General features: G+C 34.6%; 27 protein-coding genes. 8 read left to right on the top strand and 19 right to left on the bottom strand.

Annotated elements, in window-relative coordinates; all coding sequences use genetic code 11:
• Positions 1 to 19: 19 nt before the first annotated feature.
• Positions 20 to 697 carry an SDR family NAD(P)-dependent oxidoreductase gene (locus C8C85_RS11095; RefSeq protein WP_116797137.1) on the bottom strand — a complete coding sequence of 226 codons (678 nt, stop codon included), beginning with the start codon at positions 695 to 697 and terminating at the stop codon, positions 20 to 22.
• Positions 698 to 880: 183 nt separating this feature from the next.
• Between C8C85_RS11095 and C8C85_RS11090 the strand changes: the two genes are divergently transcribed.
• Both C8C85_RS11090 and C8C85_RS11085 read left to right on the top strand, forming a co-directional pair.
• A complete protein-coding gene (locus tag C8C85_RS11090) occupies positions 881 to 1,273 on the top strand; it encodes a DUF2809 domain-containing protein (protein ID WP_116797136.1) in 393 nt (130 codons plus the stop codon).
• 61 nt (positions 1,274 to 1,334) lie between these two features.
• Positions 1,335 to 1,907 carry a GNAT family acetyltransferase gene (locus C8C85_RS11085; RefSeq protein WP_116797135.1) on the top strand — a complete coding sequence of 191 codons (573 nt, stop codon included), beginning with the start codon at positions 1,335 to 1,337 and terminating at the stop codon, positions 1,905 to 1,907.
• Here C8C85_RS11085 and C8C85_RS11080 read toward each other — a convergent pair.
• From C8C85_RS11080 to C8C85_RS11020, 13 genes are all read right to left on the bottom strand, one after another.
• Positions 1,897 to 2,547, bottom strand: coding sequence for a hypothetical protein (locus C8C85_RS11080; RefSeq protein ID WP_116797134.1), 651 nt, complete (start codon positions 2,545 to 2,547; stop codon positions 1,897 to 1,899). The genes C8C85_RS11085 and C8C85_RS11080 overlap by 11 nt on opposite strands.
• On the bottom strand, positions 2,548 to 3,429 hold the full coding sequence (locus C8C85_RS11075; protein WP_317046338.1) for a D-alanine--D-alanine ligase: 882 nt from the start codon (positions 3,427 to 3,429) through the stop codon (positions 2,548 to 2,550).
• A 181-nt stretch (positions 3,430 to 3,610) separates the two neighbouring features.
• Complete coding sequence (locus tag C8C85_RS11070) at positions 3,611 to 4,321, bottom strand: NRDE family protein (RefSeq protein ID WP_116797132.1); 711 nt, start codon at positions 4,319 to 4,321, stop codon at positions 3,611 to 3,613.
• On the bottom strand, positions 4,309 to 4,797 hold the full coding sequence (locus C8C85_RS11065; protein ID WP_116797131.1) for a DinB family protein: 489 nt from the start codon (positions 4,795 to 4,797) through the stop codon (positions 4,309 to 4,311). The genes C8C85_RS11070 and C8C85_RS11065 overlap by 13 nt, the downstream gene beginning before the upstream one ends.
• A 1-nt stretch (position 4,798) precedes the next feature.
• Positions 4,799 to 5,188: a DoxX family protein gene (locus tag C8C85_RS11060; protein WP_116797130.1), complete on the bottom strand. Its 390-nt coding sequence runs from the start codon at positions 5,186 to 5,188 to the stop codon at positions 4,799 to 4,801.
• 6 nt (positions 5,189 to 5,194) lie between these two features.
• Positions 5,195 to 5,656, bottom strand: coding sequence for a YHS domain-containing (seleno)protein (locus C8C85_RS11055; protein ID WP_116797129.1), 462 nt, complete (start codon positions 5,654 to 5,656; stop codon positions 5,195 to 5,197).
• Between the two features lie 102 nt (positions 5,657 to 5,758).
• Positions 5,759 to 6,640: a helix-turn-helix domain-containing protein gene (locus C8C85_RS11050; RefSeq protein WP_116797128.1), complete on the bottom strand. Its 882-nt coding sequence runs from the start codon at positions 6,638 to 6,640 to the stop codon at positions 5,759 to 5,761.
• A 24-nt stretch (positions 6,641 to 6,664) separates the two neighbouring features.
• The gene (locus C8C85_RS11045) at positions 6,665 to 7,294 is read right to left on the bottom strand and encodes a pyridoxamine 5'-phosphate oxidase family protein (protein ID WP_116797127.1); all 630 of its coding nucleotides are present in this window, start codon (positions 7,292 to 7,294) and stop codon (positions 6,665 to 6,667) included.
• A 6-nt stretch (positions 7,295 to 7,300) separates the two neighbouring features.
• Positions 7,301 to 7,714, bottom strand: a complete 414-nt coding sequence (locus C8C85_RS11040) for a DUF1348 family protein (RefSeq protein ID WP_207786930.1) — start codon at positions 7,712 to 7,714, stop codon at positions 7,301 to 7,303.
• An 18-nt stretch (positions 7,715 to 7,732) separates the two neighbouring features.
• Positions 7,733 to 8,368 (bottom strand): thioredoxin family protein, encoded by a 636-nt coding sequence (locus tag C8C85_RS11035; RefSeq protein ID WP_116797125.1) that lies wholly within the window; start codon positions 8,366 to 8,368, stop codon positions 7,733 to 7,735.
• Positions 8,369 to 8,664: 296 nt separating this feature from the next.
• Positions 8,665 to 9,201 carry a carboxymuconolactone decarboxylase family protein gene (locus C8C85_RS11030; RefSeq protein WP_116797124.1) on the bottom strand — a complete coding sequence of 179 codons (537 nt, stop codon included), beginning with the start codon at positions 9,199 to 9,201 and terminating at the stop codon, positions 8,665 to 8,667.
• Between the two features lie 206 nt (positions 9,202 to 9,407).
• Entirely contained in the window at positions 9,408 to 10,085 is a 678-nt protein-coding gene (locus tag C8C85_RS11025; protein WP_116797123.1) for a Crp/Fnr family transcriptional regulator, read from the bottom strand.
• A gap of 133 nt (positions 10,086 to 10,218) precedes the next feature.
• A complete protein-coding gene (locus tag C8C85_RS11020; protein ID WP_116797122.1) occupies positions 10,219 to 11,358 on the bottom strand; it encodes an acyl-CoA dehydrogenase family protein in 1,140 nt (379 codons plus the stop codon).
• Between the two features lie 96 nt (positions 11,359 to 11,454).
• On the opposite strand from C8C85_RS11020, the gene C8C85_RS11015 reads away from it, so the two are divergent.
• The 4 genes from C8C85_RS11015 (at position 11,455) to C8C85_RS11000 (ending at position 15,927) form a co-directional block, all read left to right on the top strand.
• A complete protein-coding gene (locus C8C85_RS11015; protein ID WP_116797121.1) occupies positions 11,455 to 12,522 on the top strand; it encodes an anhydro-N-acetylmuramic acid kinase in 1,068 nt (355 codons plus the stop codon).
• 258 nt (positions 12,523 to 12,780) lie between these two features.
• Positions 12,781 to 13,356: a chalcone isomerase family protein gene (locus C8C85_RS11010; protein WP_116797120.1), complete on the top strand. Its 576-nt coding sequence runs from the start codon at positions 12,781 to 12,783 to the stop codon at positions 13,354 to 13,356.
• A 258-nt stretch (positions 13,357 to 13,614) separates the two neighbouring features.
• The gene (locus tag C8C85_RS11005; protein WP_116797119.1) at positions 13,615 to 14,841 is read left to right on the top strand and encodes a Glu/Leu/Phe/Val dehydrogenase dimerization domain-containing protein; all 1,227 of its coding nucleotides are present in this window, start codon (positions 13,615 to 13,617) and stop codon (positions 14,839 to 14,841) included.
• A gap of 174 nt (positions 14,842 to 15,015) precedes the next feature.
• A complete protein-coding gene (locus C8C85_RS11000; protein WP_116797118.1) occupies positions 15,016 to 15,927 on the top strand; it encodes an energy transducer TonB in 912 nt (303 codons plus the stop codon).
• Between the two features lie 486 nt (positions 15,928 to 16,413).
• Here C8C85_RS11000 and C8C85_RS10995 read toward each other — a convergent pair whose 3' ends face one another.
• Both C8C85_RS10995 and C8C85_RS10990 read right to left on the bottom strand, forming a co-directional pair.
• Positions 16,414 to 16,809, bottom strand: coding sequence for an ExbD/TolR family protein (locus C8C85_RS10995; RefSeq protein ID WP_116797117.1), 396 nt, complete (start codon positions 16,807 to 16,809; stop codon positions 16,414 to 16,416).
• Positions 16,810 to 16,812: 3 nt separating this feature from the next.
• Positions 16,813 to 17,508 carry a MotA/TolQ/ExbB proton channel family protein gene (locus tag C8C85_RS10990; RefSeq protein ID WP_116797116.1) on the bottom strand — a complete coding sequence of 232 codons (696 nt, stop codon included), beginning with the start codon at positions 17,506 to 17,508 and terminating at the stop codon, positions 16,813 to 16,815.
• Between the two features lie 128 nt (positions 17,509 to 17,636).
• Here C8C85_RS10990 and C8C85_RS10985 point away from each other — a divergent pair, with 128 nt between their 5' ends.
• Positions 17,637 to 18,872, top strand: a complete 1,236-nt coding sequence (locus C8C85_RS10985; protein WP_116797115.1) for a bifunctional folylpolyglutamate synthase/dihydrofolate synthase — start codon at positions 17,637 to 17,639, stop codon at positions 18,870 to 18,872.
• A gap of 114 nt (positions 18,873 to 18,986) precedes the next feature.
• On the top strand, positions 18,987 to 19,787 hold the full coding sequence (locus C8C85_RS10980; RefSeq protein WP_133243382.1) for a hypothetical protein: 801 nt from the start codon (positions 18,987 to 18,989) through the stop codon (positions 19,785 to 19,787).
• Positions 19,788 to 19,888: 101 nt separating this feature from the next.
• Here the strand turns inward: C8C85_RS10980 and C8C85_RS10975 are convergent, their stop codons facing one another.
• The 3 genes from C8C85_RS10975 to C8C85_RS10965 are packed head-to-tail and all read right to left on the bottom strand — an operon-like array spanning position 19,889 to position 22,443.
• Positions 19,889 to 20,866, bottom strand: coding sequence for an MlaD family protein (locus tag C8C85_RS10975; RefSeq protein WP_116797113.1), 978 nt, complete (start codon positions 20,864 to 20,866; stop codon positions 19,889 to 19,891).
• Positions 20,867 to 20,869: 3 nt separating this feature from the next.
• Positions 20,870 to 21,646, bottom strand: coding sequence for an ABC transporter ATP-binding protein (locus C8C85_RS10970; RefSeq protein ID WP_116797112.1), 777 nt, complete (start codon positions 21,644 to 21,646; stop codon positions 20,870 to 20,872).
• Between the two features lie 2 nt (positions 21,647 to 21,648).
• On the bottom strand, positions 21,649 to 22,443 hold the full coding sequence (locus C8C85_RS10965) for an MlaE family ABC transporter permease (RefSeq protein WP_116797111.1): 795 nt from the start codon (positions 22,441 to 22,443) through the stop codon (positions 21,649 to 21,651).
• Between the last annotated feature and the right edge of the window lie 104 nt (positions 22,444 to 22,547).

Here is a 22,547-nt window from a genome sequence, read left to right as displayed (position 1 = left end):
AACTCAAGAAAGTGGGTACTTAAGGATTCGTGGAAGAAACGGGCAATACTTTACCGTTAAAATATTTATTTCCTGTAAGCGTAAAATCATAAATATAATTGGCCATTTCACTAGCCGAAAGTGGTGCTTGATAGCCTGGAAATGCTTCTTGCAACATTTCGGTTTGAACAGAACCCAAAGCCAAAACATTAAAAGAAATTCCTCGTTCTTTATATTCTTCGGCTAATAATTCGGACAAGGTAATTACAGCTCCTTTACTGGAACTGTAAGCTGCCAATCCAGCAAACTTCAAGCTCCCCTGTACACCTCCCATAGAACTTATGGTTACCACATGACTGCCTCTTTGCAAATATGGCAAACAGATTCGGGTTAAATTGGCTACGCCAAAAACATTGACTTTGTATATATTTTCGAAATCATGTTGCGTCGTTTCTGAAAAAGGTCTTAGCAACAAACTCCCGGCATTATGGACAACGGCATCTATTCTATTCCAAGTGGAGGAAAGAAAATCAGTTACTTGTTGCAATTCTCCTTCGCTAGACAAATCGACCGAAAGACAAGTGATATTTTTATGGGAAAGCAAGGCTTGATTAGTTTTTCTTGACAAAGCAAGTACCTGATGTCCTGCATTGGCAAACTGCAAAGCCAACTCCAAACCTATTCCCCTACTGGTTCCTGTAATAATAATATTCTTCATGAAGCAAAAATAGTCAAAACAGTTAAAAAACTGTAATTTTAAATTTTAAAAAATACATTTTTATCCTGTAATAAATAGACAAAAAATCTTAATCAACAAATAAAAACAAGAACCGAAAAACTGGAGATTAGTTTAAAAAGACTTACTATTACAAACTGCCTTATATTTTCGTAAATCAATATTATGCTAACATTTAACAAAAACTATTTTGGCTTTGCAATTCTACTATTTTCTATTGAAGTATTGATTGCACTTTATATCAATGACCGCTTTGTCAGGCCTTATCTAGGGGATGTTTTGGTTGTAATTCTAGTCTATTGCTTTTTAAAATCCTTCCTCAAATTACCGGTTTTAACTGCTGCGATAGCTGTATTGGGTTTCTTTTTCACAATAGAATTTCTGCAATTTTTGAATATCGTCGAAAAACTAGGTTTAGAAAAATCAAAAACTGCCAGAACAGTCATTGGAACTTCATTCTCTTGGATTGATCTACTAACTTATATCATAGGAATTACAATCGTATTAATTATTGAACAATATTGGCATAAAAAACAAATGATCAAAAACTCAAAATAAAGTAATGAGTTTAACTTTACTTATTTTTGCAGAAAATAATTTCAACTAGAATTTATAAAAAATGATTGAAAACATCCAATTTGAAGTAGCAAAAAACACAGACATAGAAGGCGTATTAGCATTACAGGATCTTTATTTGGTATCCAATATGACCGAAGAAGAAAAAACTTCGGGATTTGTAACGACACCTTTTTCTGTTGAACAATTACAGGAAGTAATTCGTCAAGAAGGATTGTTTATTGCCAAAGACAACCAAAAAATCATAGCTTACATTTTTGCGGCGAGCTGGAATTATTTCAGCCAATGGGCTATTTTTAATCACATGACTCCTATGCTTCCTGGGCTTTCATTCAAAGATTTTAAGATGACTGACACCAATACTTTTCAATACGGACCTATTTGCATCGACAAAAAATACAGAGGAAAAGGCTTGATTAATCCTTTCTTCGATTTTATGCGCGTACATCTTTTGAAAAGATTCCCAATCAGCATAACTTTCATCAACAAAACCAATTTGCCTTCACAAAAAGCACATATTGAAAAACTAAAATGGTCAGTTATTGGCGATTTTCAATTCAATAACAATAATTATTTCATTTTGGCTTATGATATGGGTCAACCGTCTATCGAATAGTTTTTTTTAAATACTTTTTATAGACTTTATGCGCCTGAAAACAGGCCAAAACCACAAAAAACAAAGGAATTACAATTGGAATAATTATTTTGGAATAATCCAATATTTTTTCGGAAAGTGAATTCAATAAAACGATTACGGCTAGCATTCCAAAAAAAGTCCCAAGTAAAGTTCCAAAAATATAATGAAATTTAAGTTTCTTTGATAAAGTTATGTATTTGGCATTCATTAGATACAAATTCCAAGCCATCCAAAACGGTATTTGGAGAAAATTCAAGCCACACAACACCAATCCAATCAAAAAAGGAGAATACCGAATATAATCCTTCAAATAGTCATGCTCCTGATTCGTTTGATTCGAATAGGCATAAAATGCATAAGCAATTATCAAAAGAAAAAAGATAGCAAAAAAATCGATGCTCTTCATCAATTTTTTGTTTTCAGCCAATTGGTTTGAAAAAATAACGGTGAAATAAATAACAACTGCCTCGATAAAAATCACACCCAATAAATAAAAAACCAAAGAATTCATTCCCAGTTTTGCCAAAATCTCAACTCCTATAATATTCAAATAACCCAAAGGCAGTGAACCCACAAAGCTCACGATAAATCCAACGATTATATTTTTTAAGGCTTTCATTTACTGGAAATTGATAATTTTCTGATTCTGTTTTTGGTGCAGACGGTATTCTTTCATACCTGCTTTGTGTTCCAAATAAGGAAATCCATTTTGATAATTAGCGACACTTATCTCAAACATATAGGTAATGTGTCGAGCGAGTTCTTTCCATGCAAATAACAAGTTGTGTTTGGGGTCGTAAATATGAGTTGGTTCACTTGCAGCTCCATTCAGTTCGACAACAGAGAAGTTTATCCCTTTTTCCAAATCTTCAAACGAACCATACATTATATCCAATCTTCCAAAATAAAACCCTGGAATTTGCACACACATTTCGTTAAAAGTATCGGTAAGCTTCGGGGTTAACCAATGACTTACATCAATAAATTTGGCACCACGCGCATGATTACCATAAGGCACAAGATTTATTTTTTCGCCCTCAGGCAAAACTTCTCGCAACTTACTTCCATACTCCTGTTTCAAAACTTTTAATTGCAATTCATATCGGGGATTTTCTTTTATCAATTCTTCGATAGTAGCCACTCCATTTCCTGTAATGATTAAAAATTCCTTAGCAACTATACCTGTAATTCTGCCAACCTTTTCGTGTGGATAGCGTACATAAAAAACACCTATTTCATTTTCATACGGAATCAAATCCTGTACAATAAAGTCGAAATTCGCTCTTTCTGTATACTGTTTCAAATCATCTGGAGTTTCTATTTTTTTTACGGCGGAACCTCGCAAACCGATATCCGGTTTGGCAATAAAGGGATATTTAATTCCAGAATTTTCCAATACTTTATTTATTTCTACAATAGAAGTTCCCGCTTTCACCAATTCCGTTCTAGGATAATATTTTTTTGGAATTAGATTGTAAATCTGCTTTTTGCTTTCCATCATAAAACCGCCATTTTTGATGGTCGGATTGGATGCGTTAAAGAAAAAAATGGATTTTGCTTTGATCGAATAGTAGGCCCATAAAAAATATATAGGTATATACACCATTTGAAAGGGCCAGTATTCCCAGTGGATCAATTTATGGATGAATAGTTTCAATTTTGTAATTGTTTATTAAGCTTTATTAAATGCATATAAATGTTTTGGAATATTCATTTTCTGCGATCAAGTCCAAATGATACATTATCACTTTGTTTTTCTCGATTACAGCCTGTGTAATGCTCAAAGTTTTCAGCTCATTGTTTCGATTAATCACCAAGCCATGTTCGGTATTATCCGTTTCGGTATAGCGATGAAAATGCAGCATTTTTTCTTCTGTAATTTCAGGATTGGCAACTAAAAAAGAATAAAACCAATTCGAACGTTGCTCTCGAATATCTTTTGAATAAAGGGTTGACGATGACCAAACATAATTTTTATCAGTTTCTAAGACTATAGTTGATTTTTCGATTCCATTCCAACGCAATTGAAAAAGCTGTTTATCCTGAAACAAAACTAAAGTAAACGGCTCGATGTTTTCTAAATCAATTTCATTCCAAAAAACCTTTGGTGACACGCTACTTATCATTTCGAGAACAATTTGACCACGGCTTTTTCGATAAGGCAATTGCACTTGGTGTTTTTCGTCGGCTCCGTTTAACAAAACCAAAACCGTTCCGTTTTCATCCACCACAAACCAAGTTCCTCCTGCTTTGGAGTCTTTTGGATAAATAATATTTTTTCCGTTCAACGTGTAATTCTTTGGTGGAATAGCACTTGGCCGGATTATTTTTTCATCACGATTGGAGGTAATGATAATCCTATCATTGGAACAAACAAAACTTACTGTACACATTGTTTTCTATATTCAATTGTAGAACGAGCAACTCCAAAATTATCGTCAACGGCTATGCTTTCACATTTTAAAATCGCCACTTTAATTAAAGCTTGATGATGAATGCAATGTTCCAAATTATATAATAATTCTCTATAATAATTGCTTTGAATATGGACAGCATTACCATCAATGATTTGTTGCAGTTCTAGATTTTTATTTTCTTTTGAAATGCTGTTTTTGCTATCCAAAATCATTTGAATAGCAAAATCAGTATTGGTTTCTATCAATTTATTACGATCTCTTTTATCATAATTCACGATTCCTGAATCATAATTTCTTACTAAGCACTGAAACATTTCAACGATATGTCGCGTATGTTCTCCTATACTGGAACCACTCAGTTCAAAACAAGATTTAGAATATTCCTCATCAGACAATTGATTGAGCAATTCAATCAGTTCGTCCAGGCTATTGTTTATAGATGGAATTAGCATATTATAGTTTAATTTTTAAGAGGTTGATAATTTTACTTTTATTCCAATAAATCAATGCAATACAACAAAGAAAGGTAATTATTGCTAAAATAAACAACTCGCCTCCATCATTTTTAACCTCGATTCCCAATACAAAAAGATGTGATAAAATAGCGCCAAGCATTACTCCTGCTCCCATTAATGCACCTAACCAAGTTGTTCTTGGAATCAGAATTAAAATAGCAGCGATTAACTCGGCTATTCCAGATCCAATTCTGCCGTACGGTTCTATTCCTAAGGTAGAGAAAATATAAACACTTTCTTCGGCGGCCGTGAATTTAAAATACAGCGTTTGCAATAAAATGATTGCTGCCGTTAATCGCACAATCCAAATTAAAATTGATGTTTTCATGATTTCTTACTTTATAATTTTCTTCCAATTGGCATCCGCTTTTGCTTTCAAACTAATTTCCTCCTTGTTCCAACTTTTTAAAGTATTATTGAAATAAGCATTATAAAACAAATACAATTTCCCATCAATAATTTTGAAAGTCTCAGGATTTATTTCGACTTTTTCGCCGACACTTCCCATCGCATAGGCACACCAACCACCGTATTGTGGCTCGAAAGAAGCTGCACTTTTCAAGAAAGTTTCTTTATTTGCGGCAGAAGAAAATTGATAAATCACCCCATCGTAAGTAGTAAAAATTTCTTTTTTACCCTTTATGGCTTTATTTTGTTTAAAATAAGACACGGGATCGTAGCCTTGAATGGCGACTCTTTTTTCCAAATTATATTCGGATAATTTTTTGGCTGAACTTTGTGCGAATGTTACCGAGAATCCAAAAACAACCAACAGCAGTACAATTACTCTTTTCATGATAACTTTTTTTTAGTTTATCTATTTTGATACTACAAATTTAGAGTAGTAATAAAAAGCAAAATGTCGGGTAGTTTACATTGGAGGCGAAATTTATCTAAATCAACTGACTGCCTTGGCAAAACCAACGGTATCACGATACATCTGAGGAGAAACTTCGGCATTGATTTTAAAGAAACGACTAAAATAATGCTCATCATCGTACCCAAGTTCATAGGCAATTTCTTTAACTGGTTTATTCGTTAAGTACAATTCCCTTTTGGCTTCGATGATAATGCGTTCTGCAATTAAATTAGTCAATGTTTTATTGAAGTGATTTTTGGTGATTTTGGCTAAAGCCTTTGGAGAAATATTGAGTAAATCGGCATAATCACTGGCAGAATGTTTGGTTTTGAAATTCTGCTCAATGAAATTTTTTAAATTTTGAAGAATAAATGGCGCTGTATTTTCTTCTATTGAAACAAACTCTTTTGGTTGCTGCTCTTTTTTTAATCGAGAAGCTGTAATGAGGAAAATTTTCAAATAGGATATCAACAACTCATATTGTGCCAATGCTGGATTCTGCATTTCAATCTTCATTTGTTCCAAAACCATATTGAATGTAGCTCTAGCCCCTTCATCAATTATTACATACGGAGGTTCATAAATATTGTTGAACAAAACCCCATTGCAAGCTACTTCATCGTGGTGTTTCATAATGCAAAAAAAATCGGGATGAAAATGAATCACTTTTCCCTCGATGGCATCAGTGGATGACAACATAAAAGGCTGATATGGCGCAAAAGCCAATAATTGATTTTCTGAAAAATCATATTCTGAAAAATCTACTTTTATTTTACCTTTCCCCTTTTGAACCCATATTAATGAATAATAATTCAATCGCTGAATGTGGTCAAAACAAGATAAGCTTTCAAAAGAAAAAAGTTTGAAAGCTAAATTTCCGTTTTGTGGATTGACTAAAGTAAAAGTGGATTGATCTATCATACGATTCTATTTTTATAAACAAATTTAGTTTAAACCAGAGTCTTTTAGTCTGCTTTTAAGATTTTCTATTTCTTCTTCTAATTTTGAAATGTATTGAAACTTTGGCTCAAAAGCAATTTGTATTTCTTCCAAAGTAAACCGTTGTATGATATGCTGAGGACAATTCCAGTCAAAAGCTTCAATATGAAAAAGCATCATTCGCTCTGGACGAAACTCATATTCACCTAAATCGAGTTTAGACAGTAATTCTGGATTGTCCTTGAGTTCAATAATTTCTGCTTTGGCTAAAATTTTCAGTCTCGCCCTTGCGGGATAATCCATCATTATTAGCGCTACATTATTGTTGGTTGCAAAATTTCCAACCGATATATATTGCTTGTTTCCTGAAAAATCGATAAAACCAATAGTATTTTTATCCAAGACTTTCACAAAACTTTTGGGTCCGCCGCGATGCTGAATGTAAGGGAAATTTTTTTCACCAATGGAGGCTAAATAAAAACTGTCTCGATTGCTTATAAAATCCATTTCATTTTGGGATAAACCGTCAATGATATTGAACTTTTCCATTCGTTCATAGCCTTTTCGGCTACCGTGTTGCTCCTGTAGTGCTTTGACAGCATCGGTAAAAGCTATTTCTGCGAAATTTTTGGCCATGAGAATTTATTTAAATTTTCTGTCTTTCTCGTCAATTGGTAAATCATTGATACTGGCAAATCGCTTGCGCATCAAACCATTTTCATCAAATTCCCAGTTTTCATTTCCGTAGGCCCGAAACCATTGTCCAGCCACATTTCGATATTCATATTCAAAACGAACTGCCATTCGGTTTTCACGAAAACCCCATAACTCTTTTTTTAGTTTATACTCGAGTTCTTTTTCCCATTTGCCTTTCAGAAATTCTTTAACAGCATCTCGACCATTAATAAAATCAGTTCTATTACGCCATTCCGTATCAATAGTATAGGCCAAAGCAACACGTTCTGGGTCTTTGCTATTCCAAGCATCTTCGGCCAATTGTACTTTTTGCAAAGCAGTTTCCATATTAAATGGAGGAAGTGGATGTCTTTGTTCCATGATAATTAAAATTTTAAATTAAGATAAAGCGTCTATTTGCAATAACGTGGATTGCACTAAAAGTTCAGAGATTTCAATTTCTAAAGATTTTTGTCTGTCTTTTGCATACCACAAATGAAGCTGATTTGCGTAGGTGTCTGCCGTTGTTGGATTGGACTTTAACACCTTAACTAAATTTTGCGCAAATTCCGGTCTTGGGCCCCAAATACCAGTTACATTATAATTAGAATCCAATTGAATTAATTTTGGAATTGACCGACCTTTATTCGTTAAATACTGATCCATCAATTCCAAATTCTGATCTCTATAAACTAATTTCATTTCAATTTTCCCTTCGCTCTCTGCCTCTATTTTATGCAATGCTGGTAATATCTGCGAAGCATCACCACACCAATGCTCAGTTAAAACCAACCAATAGGTTTTGTTTTTTAAGAGTTGTACTTCTTTCATTAATTTATTTGAAACAACATATGTTTTTTCCACACGATGCATACGATGCTGATTCAAGCTAATGTATTCTTTTATTTTGACATCAGAATTAGCAGCCAAATCACCTGCCATGTGTTCCTTGTATTCATTGTAATTTATTCCTTTTTGAAAGTAGGCTTTGTATTCTAAATTTGTAATGGAGCTAAGATTATTTTCCGTTGTCATAGTTGTATTGTTTTAATTCGGTACAAAGTTGCGATATGAAACTCAAAAATAAAATGGATAAAAAACGTAAGATGATGGACAATTTTCCCTGTAAATAGAATTGTCACGATTAGAGTGAACGAATTTCTAATTCAGTAAAATTACCATTTTAATGCTACTATCTCAATTTAATGTCGGTAGAGTCAAACTCTATCAATAATTAAAACACACAAAAGCCCCAAAATTTATTTTTTTGGGGCTTTTGATTAATGTTTTTTTAATCATCTTGATCTAAACTTTTTGAAAACAAATTACAATTATAAAGCTGGTGCCAAAGGAAAATCAACTGGCACTTGTGTTAAATTGTGTAAATAGTTCATTGCTGTTTTATCACTTATTAAAAGCATCAAATCAATTAGATTTTCATTAGTATAACCTTGAGCAAAAAAAGCGTCTACTAAATCAGAATTAGCATTTCCTCTAGTTTTAGTAATTTCTGCAGCAAGTTGTACTAATGCGTTCAATTTTGGATCAGTAGCTTTTCCTCGTCGGATATCCAATAATTGCTCATCTGTAAAACCATTCATTTTTCCAATAACAGTGTGCGCACTTTGGCAGTATGTACAGTTGTTAACTTGACTTACGATTAAATTTACCGCTTCTTTTTCTTTATTGGATAAAGTAGTTTTAGCATTCTGATAGGCTAAAAATCGCTCTAATCCATTTTTTGAATATCCAATTGTAGCATATAAATTAGGTACAAATCCTAATGCTTTTTGCAGGTTGTCAAAAATTGCTTGGTTGTTTTCTGAAACTTCTGATCTTGTTGGGACTAAAAATGTTGTAGTTGTCATCTTAATTGTTTTTAAATTTGCTTGTCGTTATTGACATTACAAAGATGCGACAGCTTTAAAAGTTATAAAATGGATAATAAACGCAAGGTGGTGGACAAATTTCCCCCCTCAAAAACTATTTTAATGATTTAGTCTTTGCAACAGGAAGCTCCTATATATAAGGAGTAGTTTAGAACAAAGAAAAAAAAGAGAAACAGTTCAAAAAATTATAATTTAGTGATGTCTTCAATGATGATTTCTTTACGATTGTAATACAACAATCCATTAGTTTCCATTTCATTTAGCAATTGTGTGGCAGTTTGTCTGGAAGTACAAATAATTTGAGCTATATCATTCTGAGTTAGATAATTTTCAAGAACAACTCTATTTTCGGTGCGTTTGCCTTCTTTTTCAGTCCAATCTTTTAGAAATTGATACAACCGGGTTTTGGCATCTTTAGAAATCAAATTGGCATAACTGTTTTTAATTCGTTTCATTTTCAACCCTACAAACTTGGTGTAAGACAAAGCCAAACTAGGATTTTGAAGCAATAAATTTTCAAAATCGGATAATAAGAAACTACAGATAATGATTTCATCCGTCAATGCTTTTGCATATTCGTTGGAATTCACATCATTTTCCAAGGTCAATTCACCAAACAAATCTCCTTTTTGAATAATGTCTTTGATGGTTTCATTTCCGTCTTCATCGACAGCAACAATTTTAATATTTCCTTTTTTTAGCAAAAAAACTCTTGGTACATCTGAGGAAGAAAAATAGATGACATCTCCTTTTTTGGCTTTTTTAAAACCTGTAATAATACACAACTGCTTAATTTGTGACATACTCAATGTCCAAAATAATTTGTGATCCCGAAGGTACCAATATTTTAATTCGTCGTACATAACAATTTATAAGTGTGTTGCCAATTCGTGTAAAAATAAACAAAGTCTTGTTCAAAAAAATGCTTCGGTTAAATAAAAAATCCAAACTCGAAAATTCAAGTTTGGATTTTTATATCGATTTATAGAAAATCAATTATGCGATTAAGGTTCTTGAAATTACAATACGTTGAATTTCGGAAGTTCCTTCATAAATTTGAGTAATTTTCGCATCACGCATCATACGCTCTACATGATACTCGGCTACATAACCGTTTCCTCCGTGAATTTGTACAGCTTCGATCGTAGTATCCATAGCGGTTTGTGAAGCAAATAATTTAGCCATTGCACCAGATTGAGAAATATCCATTCCTTGGTCTTTTTGGTAAGCCGCATTAAAGCACAATAACTTCGCTGCCGAAATTTGTGTGGCCATATCAGCCAATTTGAAAGCTATTGCCTGATGTTTGAAAATTTCTTTTCCAAAAGCTTTACGCTCTTGAGAATATTTCAACGCCAATTCATAAGCACCAGTTGCAATTCCCAAAGCTTGTGAAGCAATACCGATACGTCCACCGTTTAAAACCGCCATGGCAAAATTGAATCCAAAACCATCGGCTCCAATTCTATTTTCTTTAGGCACTTTCACATCATTAAACATTAAGGAATGAGTGTCGGAACCACGAATACCCATTTTCTTCTCTTTTGGACCAATATCAAATCCAGCCCAACCTTTTTCAACAATAAAAGCATTGATTCCTTTATGTCCTTTTTCAATATCCGTTTGGGCAATCACAATATAGGTTGAAGCTGATGCTCCATTGGTAATCCAGTTTTTAGTCCCATTCAATAAGTAATGATCCCCTTTGTCAATCGCAGTAGTTTTTTGTGAAGTCGCATCCGATCCAGCTTCAGGCTCCGATAAACAAAATGCTCCAATTACCTCTCCTTTGGCGAGTGGAACCAAATATTTCATCTTTTGTTCTTCATTGCAGTATTTTTCTAAACCTGCACAAACCAATGAATTATTCACAGACATAATAACAGCTGCCGAAGCATCAATTTTGGCAATTTCAGAAATTGCAAGAACATAAGAAACGCTATCCAAACCAGAACCACCATATTTGGGATCAACCATCATTCCCATAAATCCAAGTTCAGCCATTTTTTTGACCTGTTCGGTAGGAAATTTAGAGTGTTCGTCTCTTTCTATTACTCCTTCCAACAATTCAGTTTGAGCAAAATCTCGCGCTGCTTGCTGTATCATTAATTGTTCTTCGGTTAGATTAAAATCCATAATAATATAAAATAAATATTGTTTTTTGTTTTAAAAATGTTGTCAAAGGTACTTTTTAATTATGAAATTTTCAATTTTGAATCGTAAATTTGGCCTATGAAAAAAGATTACTATAACGTTATCGGAGTGATGTCAGGAACTTCGCTAGATGGAGTCGATTTGGCTCATATTCAATTTGAAATAAAAGATAGCAAATGGGTATTTGAGATACTTGAATGCGAAACTATTTCTTACAATTTAAGTTGGATTTCAATCCTAAAAACAGCTGTAGATTACAGTAAAAATGAACTACTGGAATTAAACAAAAACTACACTCAACTATTGGCATCCATCATTTCTGATTTCATAAAAAAACACACCATTGAAAATTTAGATGCAGTTTGTTCGCATGGACACACGATTTTACATCAACCCCAAAATGGCTTTACACTACAAATTGGGAATTTACCTGAAATTGCAAAACTTACACAACAAAAAGTAGTTTGCGATTTTAGAGTCCAAGATGTTCAATTGGGAGGACAAGGAGCTCCATTGGTACCCATCGGCGATCGCATATTATTTTCTGAATATGATTATTGTATGAATCTTGGTGGTTTTTCAAATGTATCTTTTGAAGAAAATAATAGACGAATTGCTTTTGATATTTCGGCCGTAAATACGGTTCTTAATTTTTATGCCAATCAATTGGGACTGGACTATGATGACAAAGGTCAAATTTCAAGAACAGGCAATTGCAATGCTGATTTACTTAATGAATTAAACGCTTTGGATTTTTATCAAAAAAAACACCCAAAATCATTGGGCTTCGAATTTGTAAAAGAAGTTGTTTTGCCAATAGTAGATCGTTATCCAATATCCATTGAAGACAAATTACAAACCTATACCGAACATATAGCTATCCAAATAGCATTGGCTTTGCCAAAGAAAAAAGGAAGCATGCTAACTACAGGAGGAGGTGCCTACAATGATTTTTTGATCGAAAGAATTCAATTTCATTTGCCAGAAATGGAGGTTATCATACCGTCAAAAAAAATTCTGGAATTCAAAGAAGCTTTAATTTTTGCATTACTGGGTGTTTTAAAAATGCGGGAAGAAGTTAATACACTTCAGAGTGTAACAGGAGCAAAATACGACCACAGTTCTGGAGTAATTTATAGTTTTTAAGTACAGAACATATTAGAAAAATCAATTTTGTATTATTTCATAAAAGCATTCCAACTGTTTTCAATCCAATTTTAAATCCAAATTAGGACATTTCTCACTCCATATGTAAGTCATTATTTACTAAGTGATTACATTTTGACAAGAAACATCCAATCAAACCAACATCTTTTACGCATTTAACAAAATAACAGTCATTTGAAACTGGATTTTTAACTATTTAGCATTAATTTTGCTTCCAATTTAAAAATTCACCTACCAATGAAAAAAATATTATTAATAATAACACTAGTTATTTCTGCCTTGTTTTCTGAGGCAAATGCACAAAAACAAATCGTATTTGAAGGAGTAACTATTCCTCGAACAATGAAATTTGAAAACAAAACATTGCAACTGAATGGTGCAGGATCCAGATCTAAAATGTGGGTCGAAGTATATATTCAAGCTTTGTATTTAAGCCAATTATCCCAAAATCCGAAAGAAATTATTAACGACAATTTAGAAATGTCTGTTCGAATTGAAATTACTTCTGCATTAGTTTCTTCTGGTAAATTAACCAGAGCTATGCAAACAGGGTTTGAAAAATCTGCAGGAACCGATTTCAATACGTTAAAACCAAAAATGGAATTATTAAAAAGCTACTTGGCTGACGAAATTAAGAGAGGAGATGTTTTTGAATTAACATATAATCCAACTGACAGTTCTGTTTGGGTTACAAAGAATGGTACCCTTAAAGGAAAAGTTCCTGGATTTGATTTCAAAAAAGTGTTTTTCGGTATTTGGCTAGGCGACAATCCAGTAGATGAAGAATTAAAAAATAGTTTATTAGGAATTTAATAATCATTATTTACTGTTTAAAAAAACTTTAAATACCACATTTATAAATGAGCATGACTCAGCATTGGTTGCCAATACCAATGCCGTCATGCTCATTCTCTTTTAAAAAGAACCAAAAAAAGAAGTGCTTTTTTATCTATCGAAGATACAAAAGCACTTTTTTATTGGTGAAATTCAGAGGCAAAAAAATTTAAACCAAATACATATTTCTCATAAAACCTTTTATATATTTGTCGAAAATAAATATATCACAATAATATGAAAGATTTATTAAAGAAATTTGAAAATAAAGCTCCTGAAATCATTTTCAACTGGAAAGACTCTGAAACAGAAGCTGAAGGCTGGACAGTGATTAACTCTCTTCGCGGTGGTGCTGCAGGTGGTGGAACCCGAATGAGAAAAGGACTGGATATGAATGAGGTTTTGTCATTGGCAAAAACCATGGAAGTGAAATTTTCGGTTTCTGGACCAGCGATTGGTGGTGCTAAATCTGGAATCAATTTTGACCCGAACGACCCCCGCAAAAAAGGGGTTTTGCAACGTTGGTACAAAGCGGTTTCCCCATTATTAAAAAGTTATTACGGAACAGGTGGCGATTTGAACGTAGATGAAATTCACGAAGTAATTCCAATGACCGAAGAATGTGGTGTTTGGCATCCGCAAGAAGGTGTTTTTAACGGACACTTCAAACCTACGGAAGCTGATAAAATCAATAGAATTGGACAATTGCGCCAAGGTGTAATCAAAGTAATAGAAAACCCAAGATTCTCACCAGACGTAACCAGAAAATACACGATCGCCGATATGATTACCGGTTATGGTGTTGCCGAAGCGGTACGTCATTTCTACGATATTTATGGTGGTTCCGTAAAAGGAAAAAAAGCCATTGTTCAAGGTTTTGGAAATGTAGGTTCGGCTGCAGCCTTTTATTTGGCCGAAATGGGAGCCAAAATCATAGGTATTATTGACCGAGACGGTGGATTAATCAACGAAGAAGGTTTTACTTTTGAAGAAATAAAAGCATTATTCCTTGCCAAAGACGGAAATAAATTGGTAGCGGATAACATGATTCCGTTTGAAGAAATCAACCAAAGAATCTGGACAATTGGTGCCGAAATATTTACTCCTTGCGCTGCTTCAAGATTGGTGGCTCAAAGTCAAATTGATAGCTTAATTGCTAATGGATTGGAAGTAATCTCGTGTGGAGCTAACGTTCCTTTTGCCGACAAAGAAATTTTCTTTGGTTCAATTATGGAAGAAGTAGATCACAAAGTAAGCTTGATTCCTGACTTCATTTCGAATTGCGGAATGGCGAGAGTTTTCGCTTATTTCATGGAAAAGAAAGTGCAAATGACTGACGAAGCCATTTTTAACGACACTTCCGAAACTATCAAAAAAGCCATTGCAAAAGCATATGACTTAAACAACTCCAAAACAAACATTAGTGCTACAGCATTTGAGATTGCCTTAAAGCAATTGACATAACAAAATACAATTTATTCAAAATCTCCAACACGGATTAAACGGCTTTAAAACTGTTTGATCCGTGTTTTTTTATTACCTATTCTGGGTTTAACACTCTAGTCGTTTTTTATTCTTGACAATTTTTAGTACTTTTCAACGTTTTTATAAGTACACTTTTTTAATTCAATTTCCACAATGAGTTCTACCCTTTCCAACGATCAAAAGAAATCATTAGTCCTATCCATACTCATTTACGCATCCTTATTGTTGCTGTTATTTTTCATCCGTTTTTGGCCACCATATAATCCAGAAAACAATGTCGCACTTGCTGATGGCGGAGGTGGTGGCGGAGGTGTTACCTTAAACTTTGGTGATAGTGATTTGGGATCTGGAAAAAACACCCAAAGCAAGGTGTTGAATGTTCAAAACCAAGCCAAACAAGTCCCTGCCAAAAGCACGCCCGACGAAGCTATTTTATCTCAAGAGAATGCCACCGAAGAAAGTGTTGTTATTCCTCAAAAAGAAAAACCTAAAAAAACGGAAGTTGTCGTAAAACCCGAAATCAAGCCCGAGGTTGTTAAACCAAAAGTATCCAATTCCACTAATGACGCTCTGGCAAGCATCCTAAAAGGCTCCAACAAAGGCGGTGACGGCGACGACAAAACTGCTGGCAACAAAGGAAAATCCAACGGAAGTTTAGCCGCTACCGGCTATTACGGCACGGGAGGTTCTGGTGGAGGGACCGGCGGAGGAAATGGAACCGGAAACGGTATTGGTAATGGCAGCGGTTACGGCCCAGGTAGCGGCGGTGGTTCTGGCGGAGGAAACGGAGGCGGTTCCGGTTATTCGCTTGGCAACAGAAAAGCGCTCTCCAAACCCGCTCCCAAATACACTTGCAACGAATCCGGTAAAGTGGTTGTCGAAGTTTCTGTTGACAGAAACGGAAATACCATCAACGCTATCCCAGGCATAAAAGGCACTACAAACACTGCAAAATGCCTGCTGGATCAAGCCCGAATTGCCGCGATGAACACCAAGTGGGACGCCAGCAGTGACGCTCCCGAAAAACAAGTCGGCAAGATTATTTACAACTTCAATCTGAATTAGGAGCAGGACTTTTTCGTTTTCTGATCAACAGTTGTCCCGCTGTACGTTATATTCCCGATTAACAAAAACTACGGCAAAAAAGCCTTGTTTTTCTAAATCGGGAGATGCCACTTCCATCGGGGCTAGTTTACAGGTTTAGTTTTTTAGGAGATATTTCCCTTAGTAGCAGTCTATAATTAAGTTCGCTCCTCATTGCGAGGAACGGAAGTAACCTCACTCCATATTTACTTTCCAATTATTTAAGGTGGTTCTTTTGTTAGTGAGTTTGCTTCGTTCCTCGCAATGACCCATTTTGTGTGGTTCAGTACATTGCGTGAGGGATTACTTCACTATACATTTATTTCCATAGGAGTTCAGTGAACTTCGTTTGGAATAAGCTACCGAAGTAGCATGGATAGCCCGACCGCAATAAAAAATGGGGCGACTCTAGATAATCTAAAGTAGCCCCATTTTTTATTGTGGTCACGCCCAACTCATTTTTATAATTTACTTCGGACTCGTGGCGATGACGAATTTTAAGTTGTTCTTCACTCCTATTTGCAATACATCTACCAAATCCTGCACCTGCAAATTGAACGGAATTCGGACAATAACAGTTTGGTCTTTTTGAGTGTTTATTTTGGACATCAACGTGGTTTCGAGCTCTTCGTAGGCAACGAGTTGTTTGTCGATGTAGAATTTCTTGTCTTCGGTAACCGATAAACTAATGTATTGTTTGTTGGTTTTTTCATTAGTTTTCGACTTTGGCAGCGTCATTTTTATAACGTTTGGATTGGCCAAAGTAGAGATGATTAAGAAAAACAGCAACAAAAAAAACATGATGTCACTCAAGGAGGATGTGGCCACTTCGGCGTGAAATCTTCTTTTTCTTTTGATAGACATGACTTATGCTTTTTGAATAATATTCACGAATTCCAATATTTGCTTTTGTACTTTCAAAGCATAATTATCAATCTTTCCGTTCAGTAAGTGATAGGCGCTGTAGGCAATAATACCAACAATCAATCCTGAACCACTACTGATCATTTTTTCATATAAACCTCCCGAGATATTCCCGATACTGATATTTTCGGTCACCGAGATGCTATAAAAAATCTTGATTACCCCCGAAATCGTTCCGATAAAACCTAAAGTTGGCGCAATACCTGCAATCAATCCCAATTGTCCAAGATGTTGCTCCATTTCGGCAATTTCGATATCGGCGGCACGATCCATGTTTGACTCAATCTCCGCAATGGGACGTCCTATTAATAAAATTCCTTCTTTAATCACATTTCCAGAGGCTGTATTGGTTCTTTCGGTAATGGAACGCGCCAAGTCAAAATTTCCTGCAGTCAAGTGATCTCTTACATCCCGCATCAAAAGTGGATCCACTTTCGATACTTTGTTGATGTACAAATAGCGCTCTATAATTAGATAAAAGGTGTAAAATAATAGGATTGCGATGGGAATTAAAAAAAATCCTCCTTTGAGAATAAAACCTAAAACGGAGATTTCATTATTGGTTGCTACTTTTTCTATAACAACATTGGACGCAGCATTGGCAAGAGTATCAGCTTGTAATTGTATAAAACTAAACATATATTATTTTGGGTTTATAATCATTAATTCTAAAAATTATTTCAATTTTGCATAAAATAATTCAACTGTAATATTAAACTAAAAAAAGCGAAAATTATTTCAATTTACAACTATTTTATCAAAAAATAATGAACTATCAAGAAACTACAAACTGGATGTTTAATCAACTTCCGATGTATCAGTTGCAAGGGGCTTCGGCTTATAAAAAAGACTTAACCAATGTTAATTTACTGGCAGATCATCTTGATAATCCTCATAAAAAGATAAAATGTATTCACGTTGCCGGAACCAATGGTAAAGGTTCTACTTCCCATATGCTGGCCTCCATTCTGCAGGAAGCGGGGTACAAAGTAGGTCTATATACTTCTCCACATTTAAAAGATTTTCGGGAACGCATCAAGATTAACGGGGCCGAAATCTCCGAAACATTTGTTTGCGAATTCATTGAACAGCACAAAGCCTTTTTTGAAGAAAACGACATGAGTTTCTTTGAAATGTCTGTTGGATTGGCTTTTGATTATTTTGCCAAAGAAAAAGTGGATATCGCCATTATTGAAGTGGGTTTGGGCGGAAGACTGGACGCCACAAACATTATCACGCCATTGATTTCTGTAATCACCAATATCGGGATTGATCACGTTCAATTTTTGGGCAACACTTTAGAATCTATTGCAACCGAAAAAGCGGGAATTATAAAACCCAATATTCCCGTTGTTATTGGCGAATATACTCCAGAAACACAGCCTGTCTTTTTGGCAAAAGCCAAAGAAAATAAAGCTGAAATCTACTTTGCATCTGATTTGATTTCAGAAACATACCCCTCCGATTTAATTGGTGATTATCAAGAACATAATAAAAAAACAGTTATTCAAACTTTCAAAATTTTGAACGAACAAACTGATTTTAAAGTAAGTGACGAAAACATAAAGTCGGGATTGCTTCATGTGGTAAAAAACACCGGATTGCTGGGTAGATGGCAACAATTGGACACAAATCCAAAAGTGATTTGCGACACGGCACACAACAAAAACGGTCTTGAAATTGTTTTGAAACAAATACAAAAAGAGACTTTTAATCACTTGCATATTGTACTGGGAGTTGTCAATGACAAAGAGCTAGATGAAGTATTACCATTGTTTCCCAAAAATGCAACCTATTACTTTTGCAAACCAAATATTCCTAGAGGTTTGGATGCTTCTTTGCTACAGGAAAAAGCATTGCAATTTTCACTTATCGGAAAAACATACAACTCTGTTGCAGAAGCCTACAGTGTGGCTCAGAATAATTCTACAAAAGACGATTTTATCTATGTTGGCGGAAGTACCTTTGTGGTAGCAGAATTGCCGTTAAATAAAGAGGTTTAAACAATTCTTAATTTTTCTCTTAAAAATAAATTAAAATTACATAATTACTTGATTAACAATTAACTAACTTTATAAGTGTTTTATGTTAATTAATCATTTAATTTTTAGTTTATTATGAGAAAGAGAAGCTTTTTTTCGTTGGGAATGCTAATTTTAACATTCCTCCTAAGCATGAATATCCATGCTCAAGATCCCCCCAAACCTGTATTTATTACGATGACAACCCTACACAGAAATTACGATACGGACAGTAAAGATTGGAAGGCAACGGAACAAGAGTACTTTGACAAAGTAACGAGCAAAAATGATTTGATAATTGGTTCTGAAATTCTCACTCATTATTACACCGAAAACAGCTCTGAAATTATTTTGGTCAATGTTTTCAAAACCTGGGAAGATATTGAAAAAGCTGGCACGCTCTCCGATGAGCTTGCCAAAAAAGCTTGGCCCGATGAAAAAGCCAGAACCGCTTTTTTCGACAAACAAAATAGCTATTATCTTCCGCAACACTCTGACGAAATCTACTCCTCTATTGAAACGATTGGTCAGAAAGAATTCAAACCTTCCACAAAAGAGCCCATGATTGTTTACATCCGAAAATCTCAAATGGCAATGACCGGAAAAGGAAAAGGAATGAAGGAATACAATGAGAAAATTACTTTGAAAGACCCGTACATCAAAGGATACTACCCTTTTCGCCACGCCTGGGGATCAGACAGCAGGGATTTCATGGAAGCCTACTTTTATGATTCTTTTGGCGATATAGAAAAATCAAACCTAAAGCAAGATGAATTAATAAAAGCAGCTTGGCCGAAAGAAGAAGACAGCAAAGCTTTTTTTGACCAACTAAAATTGGCATTCACAGGTATTCATGGTGATTATATTTACCATAATTTACCAGGAGTTTCCAAATAAAAAAGAACAGTACAAACTGCACTGACAATATCATAAAGTGCAATTTGTACTGTTTTTATTTATAAACAAAAAACATCTTAGGCGTGGCTAGAACAACAGTTTTATTTTTGCGAAGCAGCTTTTTTAGCCTCTTTTTCTTTGTCCTTAAAATAGCCTCTCAACAAAAAACTGCTTTGGGCAGCTTTGAGATCTTCATCTAATTTTTCGGAACTACTTTCTAAATTCTCTATTGTTTTTTTCAAATTAGCCCCTGATTCTTCATCATGTAACAAAACACCAATAGCTGAATTGGGATTACTACTGGCGTCTTTGAGATTCTCCATAAATACATTGGCAGTTTTGGTCATTTTTTCCAATTCTGAAACCGATTTTTTGATCGAATTAAAAACAATTGTGTCGGTAACCAGATCATTTGCAAGCGATCCCTTTCGATTTAATTTTGCGGTATACTCATTAAGAGAAACAATTAATTTATCTGCTTTTGCAGAAGCGTTATTAAGTGACAAGGCCACTGAATTTATATTGTCATACAAAACATTGTCATTCAGTAATTTTCCAACAGTTCCTTCATTTGTTGTCAACTTATGACTTATTTTTTTAAAATCAGTAGTTATCGCCAGAAGGTTTTCATTGTTTTTCTGCAAAGTATTCATCATATTCTCGGTGGAATACGTACTCCCAACCTGCAAAGTATCCCCATCATTGACAGATTGAGTATTCTCGGTTCCTCCATAGATTATTACGACTTTGTTTCCTATAAGTCCGTCCGTTCCTATTTTGGTTTTAGCATCTTTTACTATAAACTGTTGTGCTGTGTTTTCGATATCCAAAGTAACCCAAACATTTCTGCTTTTACTAATTCTAATACTCCTTACCTTCCCGATTTTTACTCCTGAAAGCCATACATTGGCTCCTGTCTGCAACCCATTTACTTCATCAAAAAGAGAAACTAATTGCATTTTTTTCTTAAAAGTTTCATGAAGATTTCCAACCATAAGAATACCTCCAAATAAAAATATCATACCTATAAAAATAAATAGACCTACATACAGGGGACGTTTACTTGATGATTCATTCATGATTTAAAGTGTAAAATTATAGGAGAAAAATTTTTTAATCTGTTCTTCGTCGGTTGCAAAAACTTCATCGAATGTTCCAATTTTCAAAAATGTTCCATCAATTAACATAGCGATGCGTTCACAAGTGTTTTTTGCACAAGTGAGATCATGCGTTATGATAATAGAACTTGTTTTGTATTTCTGCTGAACCTCAACAATAAGGGCATTAATTTCAGCACAAGTTACAGGATCCAAACCTGCTGTTGGTTCATCATACAACATTATTTCAGGTTTCATAATTAACGTTCGGGCAATACCTAATCTTTTTCGCTGTCCGCCGGAAAGCTCTTCGGGATCTCTTTCTATTTTGTCGATTAAGCCTACTGCATCCAGTGCTTCCTCAACAGCATCCCTTACTTGTTTTTTATCAAGATTCTTTACATTCATGGTCAATGGAAACGCCAAATTATCATACACACTCATGCCATCATACAAAGCACTACTTTGAAATGAAAACCCCATACGCAACCGCAATTCATCCAATTGTTTTGGTTTTAATTGATTCAATTGTTTACCCAACATGGTTACAGTTCCTTTGTCTGGCTTTAATAAACCTGCTAAAATTTTTATTAAAACCGATTTACCGGAACCTGATTTCCCCAATACCGCTAAATTTTCACCTTTTTGAATCGTCAAATCAATCCCTTTCAAAACCTCAAGTTCGCCGAAAGATTTATACAACCCTTCAATTTTTATGACCGTATCTTCTGTATTGGCAAATTGAATCTTTTCTTTTTCCATGATTAAAAATATCTAATCCAATTGACAATCTGTACTATTATTAACTCTTCAAGAAAGATGAGAAATATGGAAAGTATTACTGCTTGATTGGTTGCTTTACCAACACCCCGAGTTCCATGTGTTGCAAAAAAACCTTTGTAACTACTGACTATTCCTATCGTAAATCCGTAAACCAAGGCTTTTGTAAACGATGAAAAAATATCCAAAAAAGCAATATTTGAAAAAGCATTATGATAAAACACTTGCAAGCTTGTTGCCTCTTCGCTCGAAACATTATAGTATGAACCTATCAATCCTATAAAACTGCAATAAAATGAAAGTATGGGAATAGAAATAGATGTAGCCAAAACTCTGCTAACGACAAGATATTTAAAAGGATTAATTGCGGACACTTCCATTGCGTCAATTTGCTCGGTCACTTTCATGGATCCCAGCTCGGCGCTGATGCTGGAACCTACTTTCCCAGCACAAATTAGCGAGGTTACCAAAGGCCCCAGAGCCCTAATAATAGCAATCCCCATTAAAGAAGGCAGCCAAGACACTGCCCCAAAACTTTCCAAAGAGGGTCGTGATTGTTTGGTAAAAACGACTCCAATGATAAAGCCTGTCAGCGTTATTAACGAAAGTGATTTCAATCCTATCTCGAAGCACTGATTGATAATTTCCCGAAAATGAAAAGGGGATGTAAAAGCTTCTTTAAAAAAACGCAGCGTAAACCGGTAACCATTATAAACACCCTCAAAATAAGAATCGATTTCCTTTGAAAACAAATATTTATTGGTGCCTAAAGTATTCATCTTATTCTTTTACATTAAATTTCTGGTTTGCAGCTTTCTTTATTTATGTATTGAGCACCTTATCTAAAGATTCGAACAATAAAGAAACCTTTATAAATTTACAA

The organism is Flavobacterium sp. 103 (assembly GCF_003096795.1).
In the GTDB taxonomy this organism is placed as follows: Bacteria; Bacteroidota; Bacteroidia; order Flavobacteriales; family Flavobacteriaceae; genus Flavobacterium.
The sequence above is the reverse complement of the archived record's forward strand: the minus strand, read 5'-3'. Positions and strand labels throughout refer to the sequence as shown.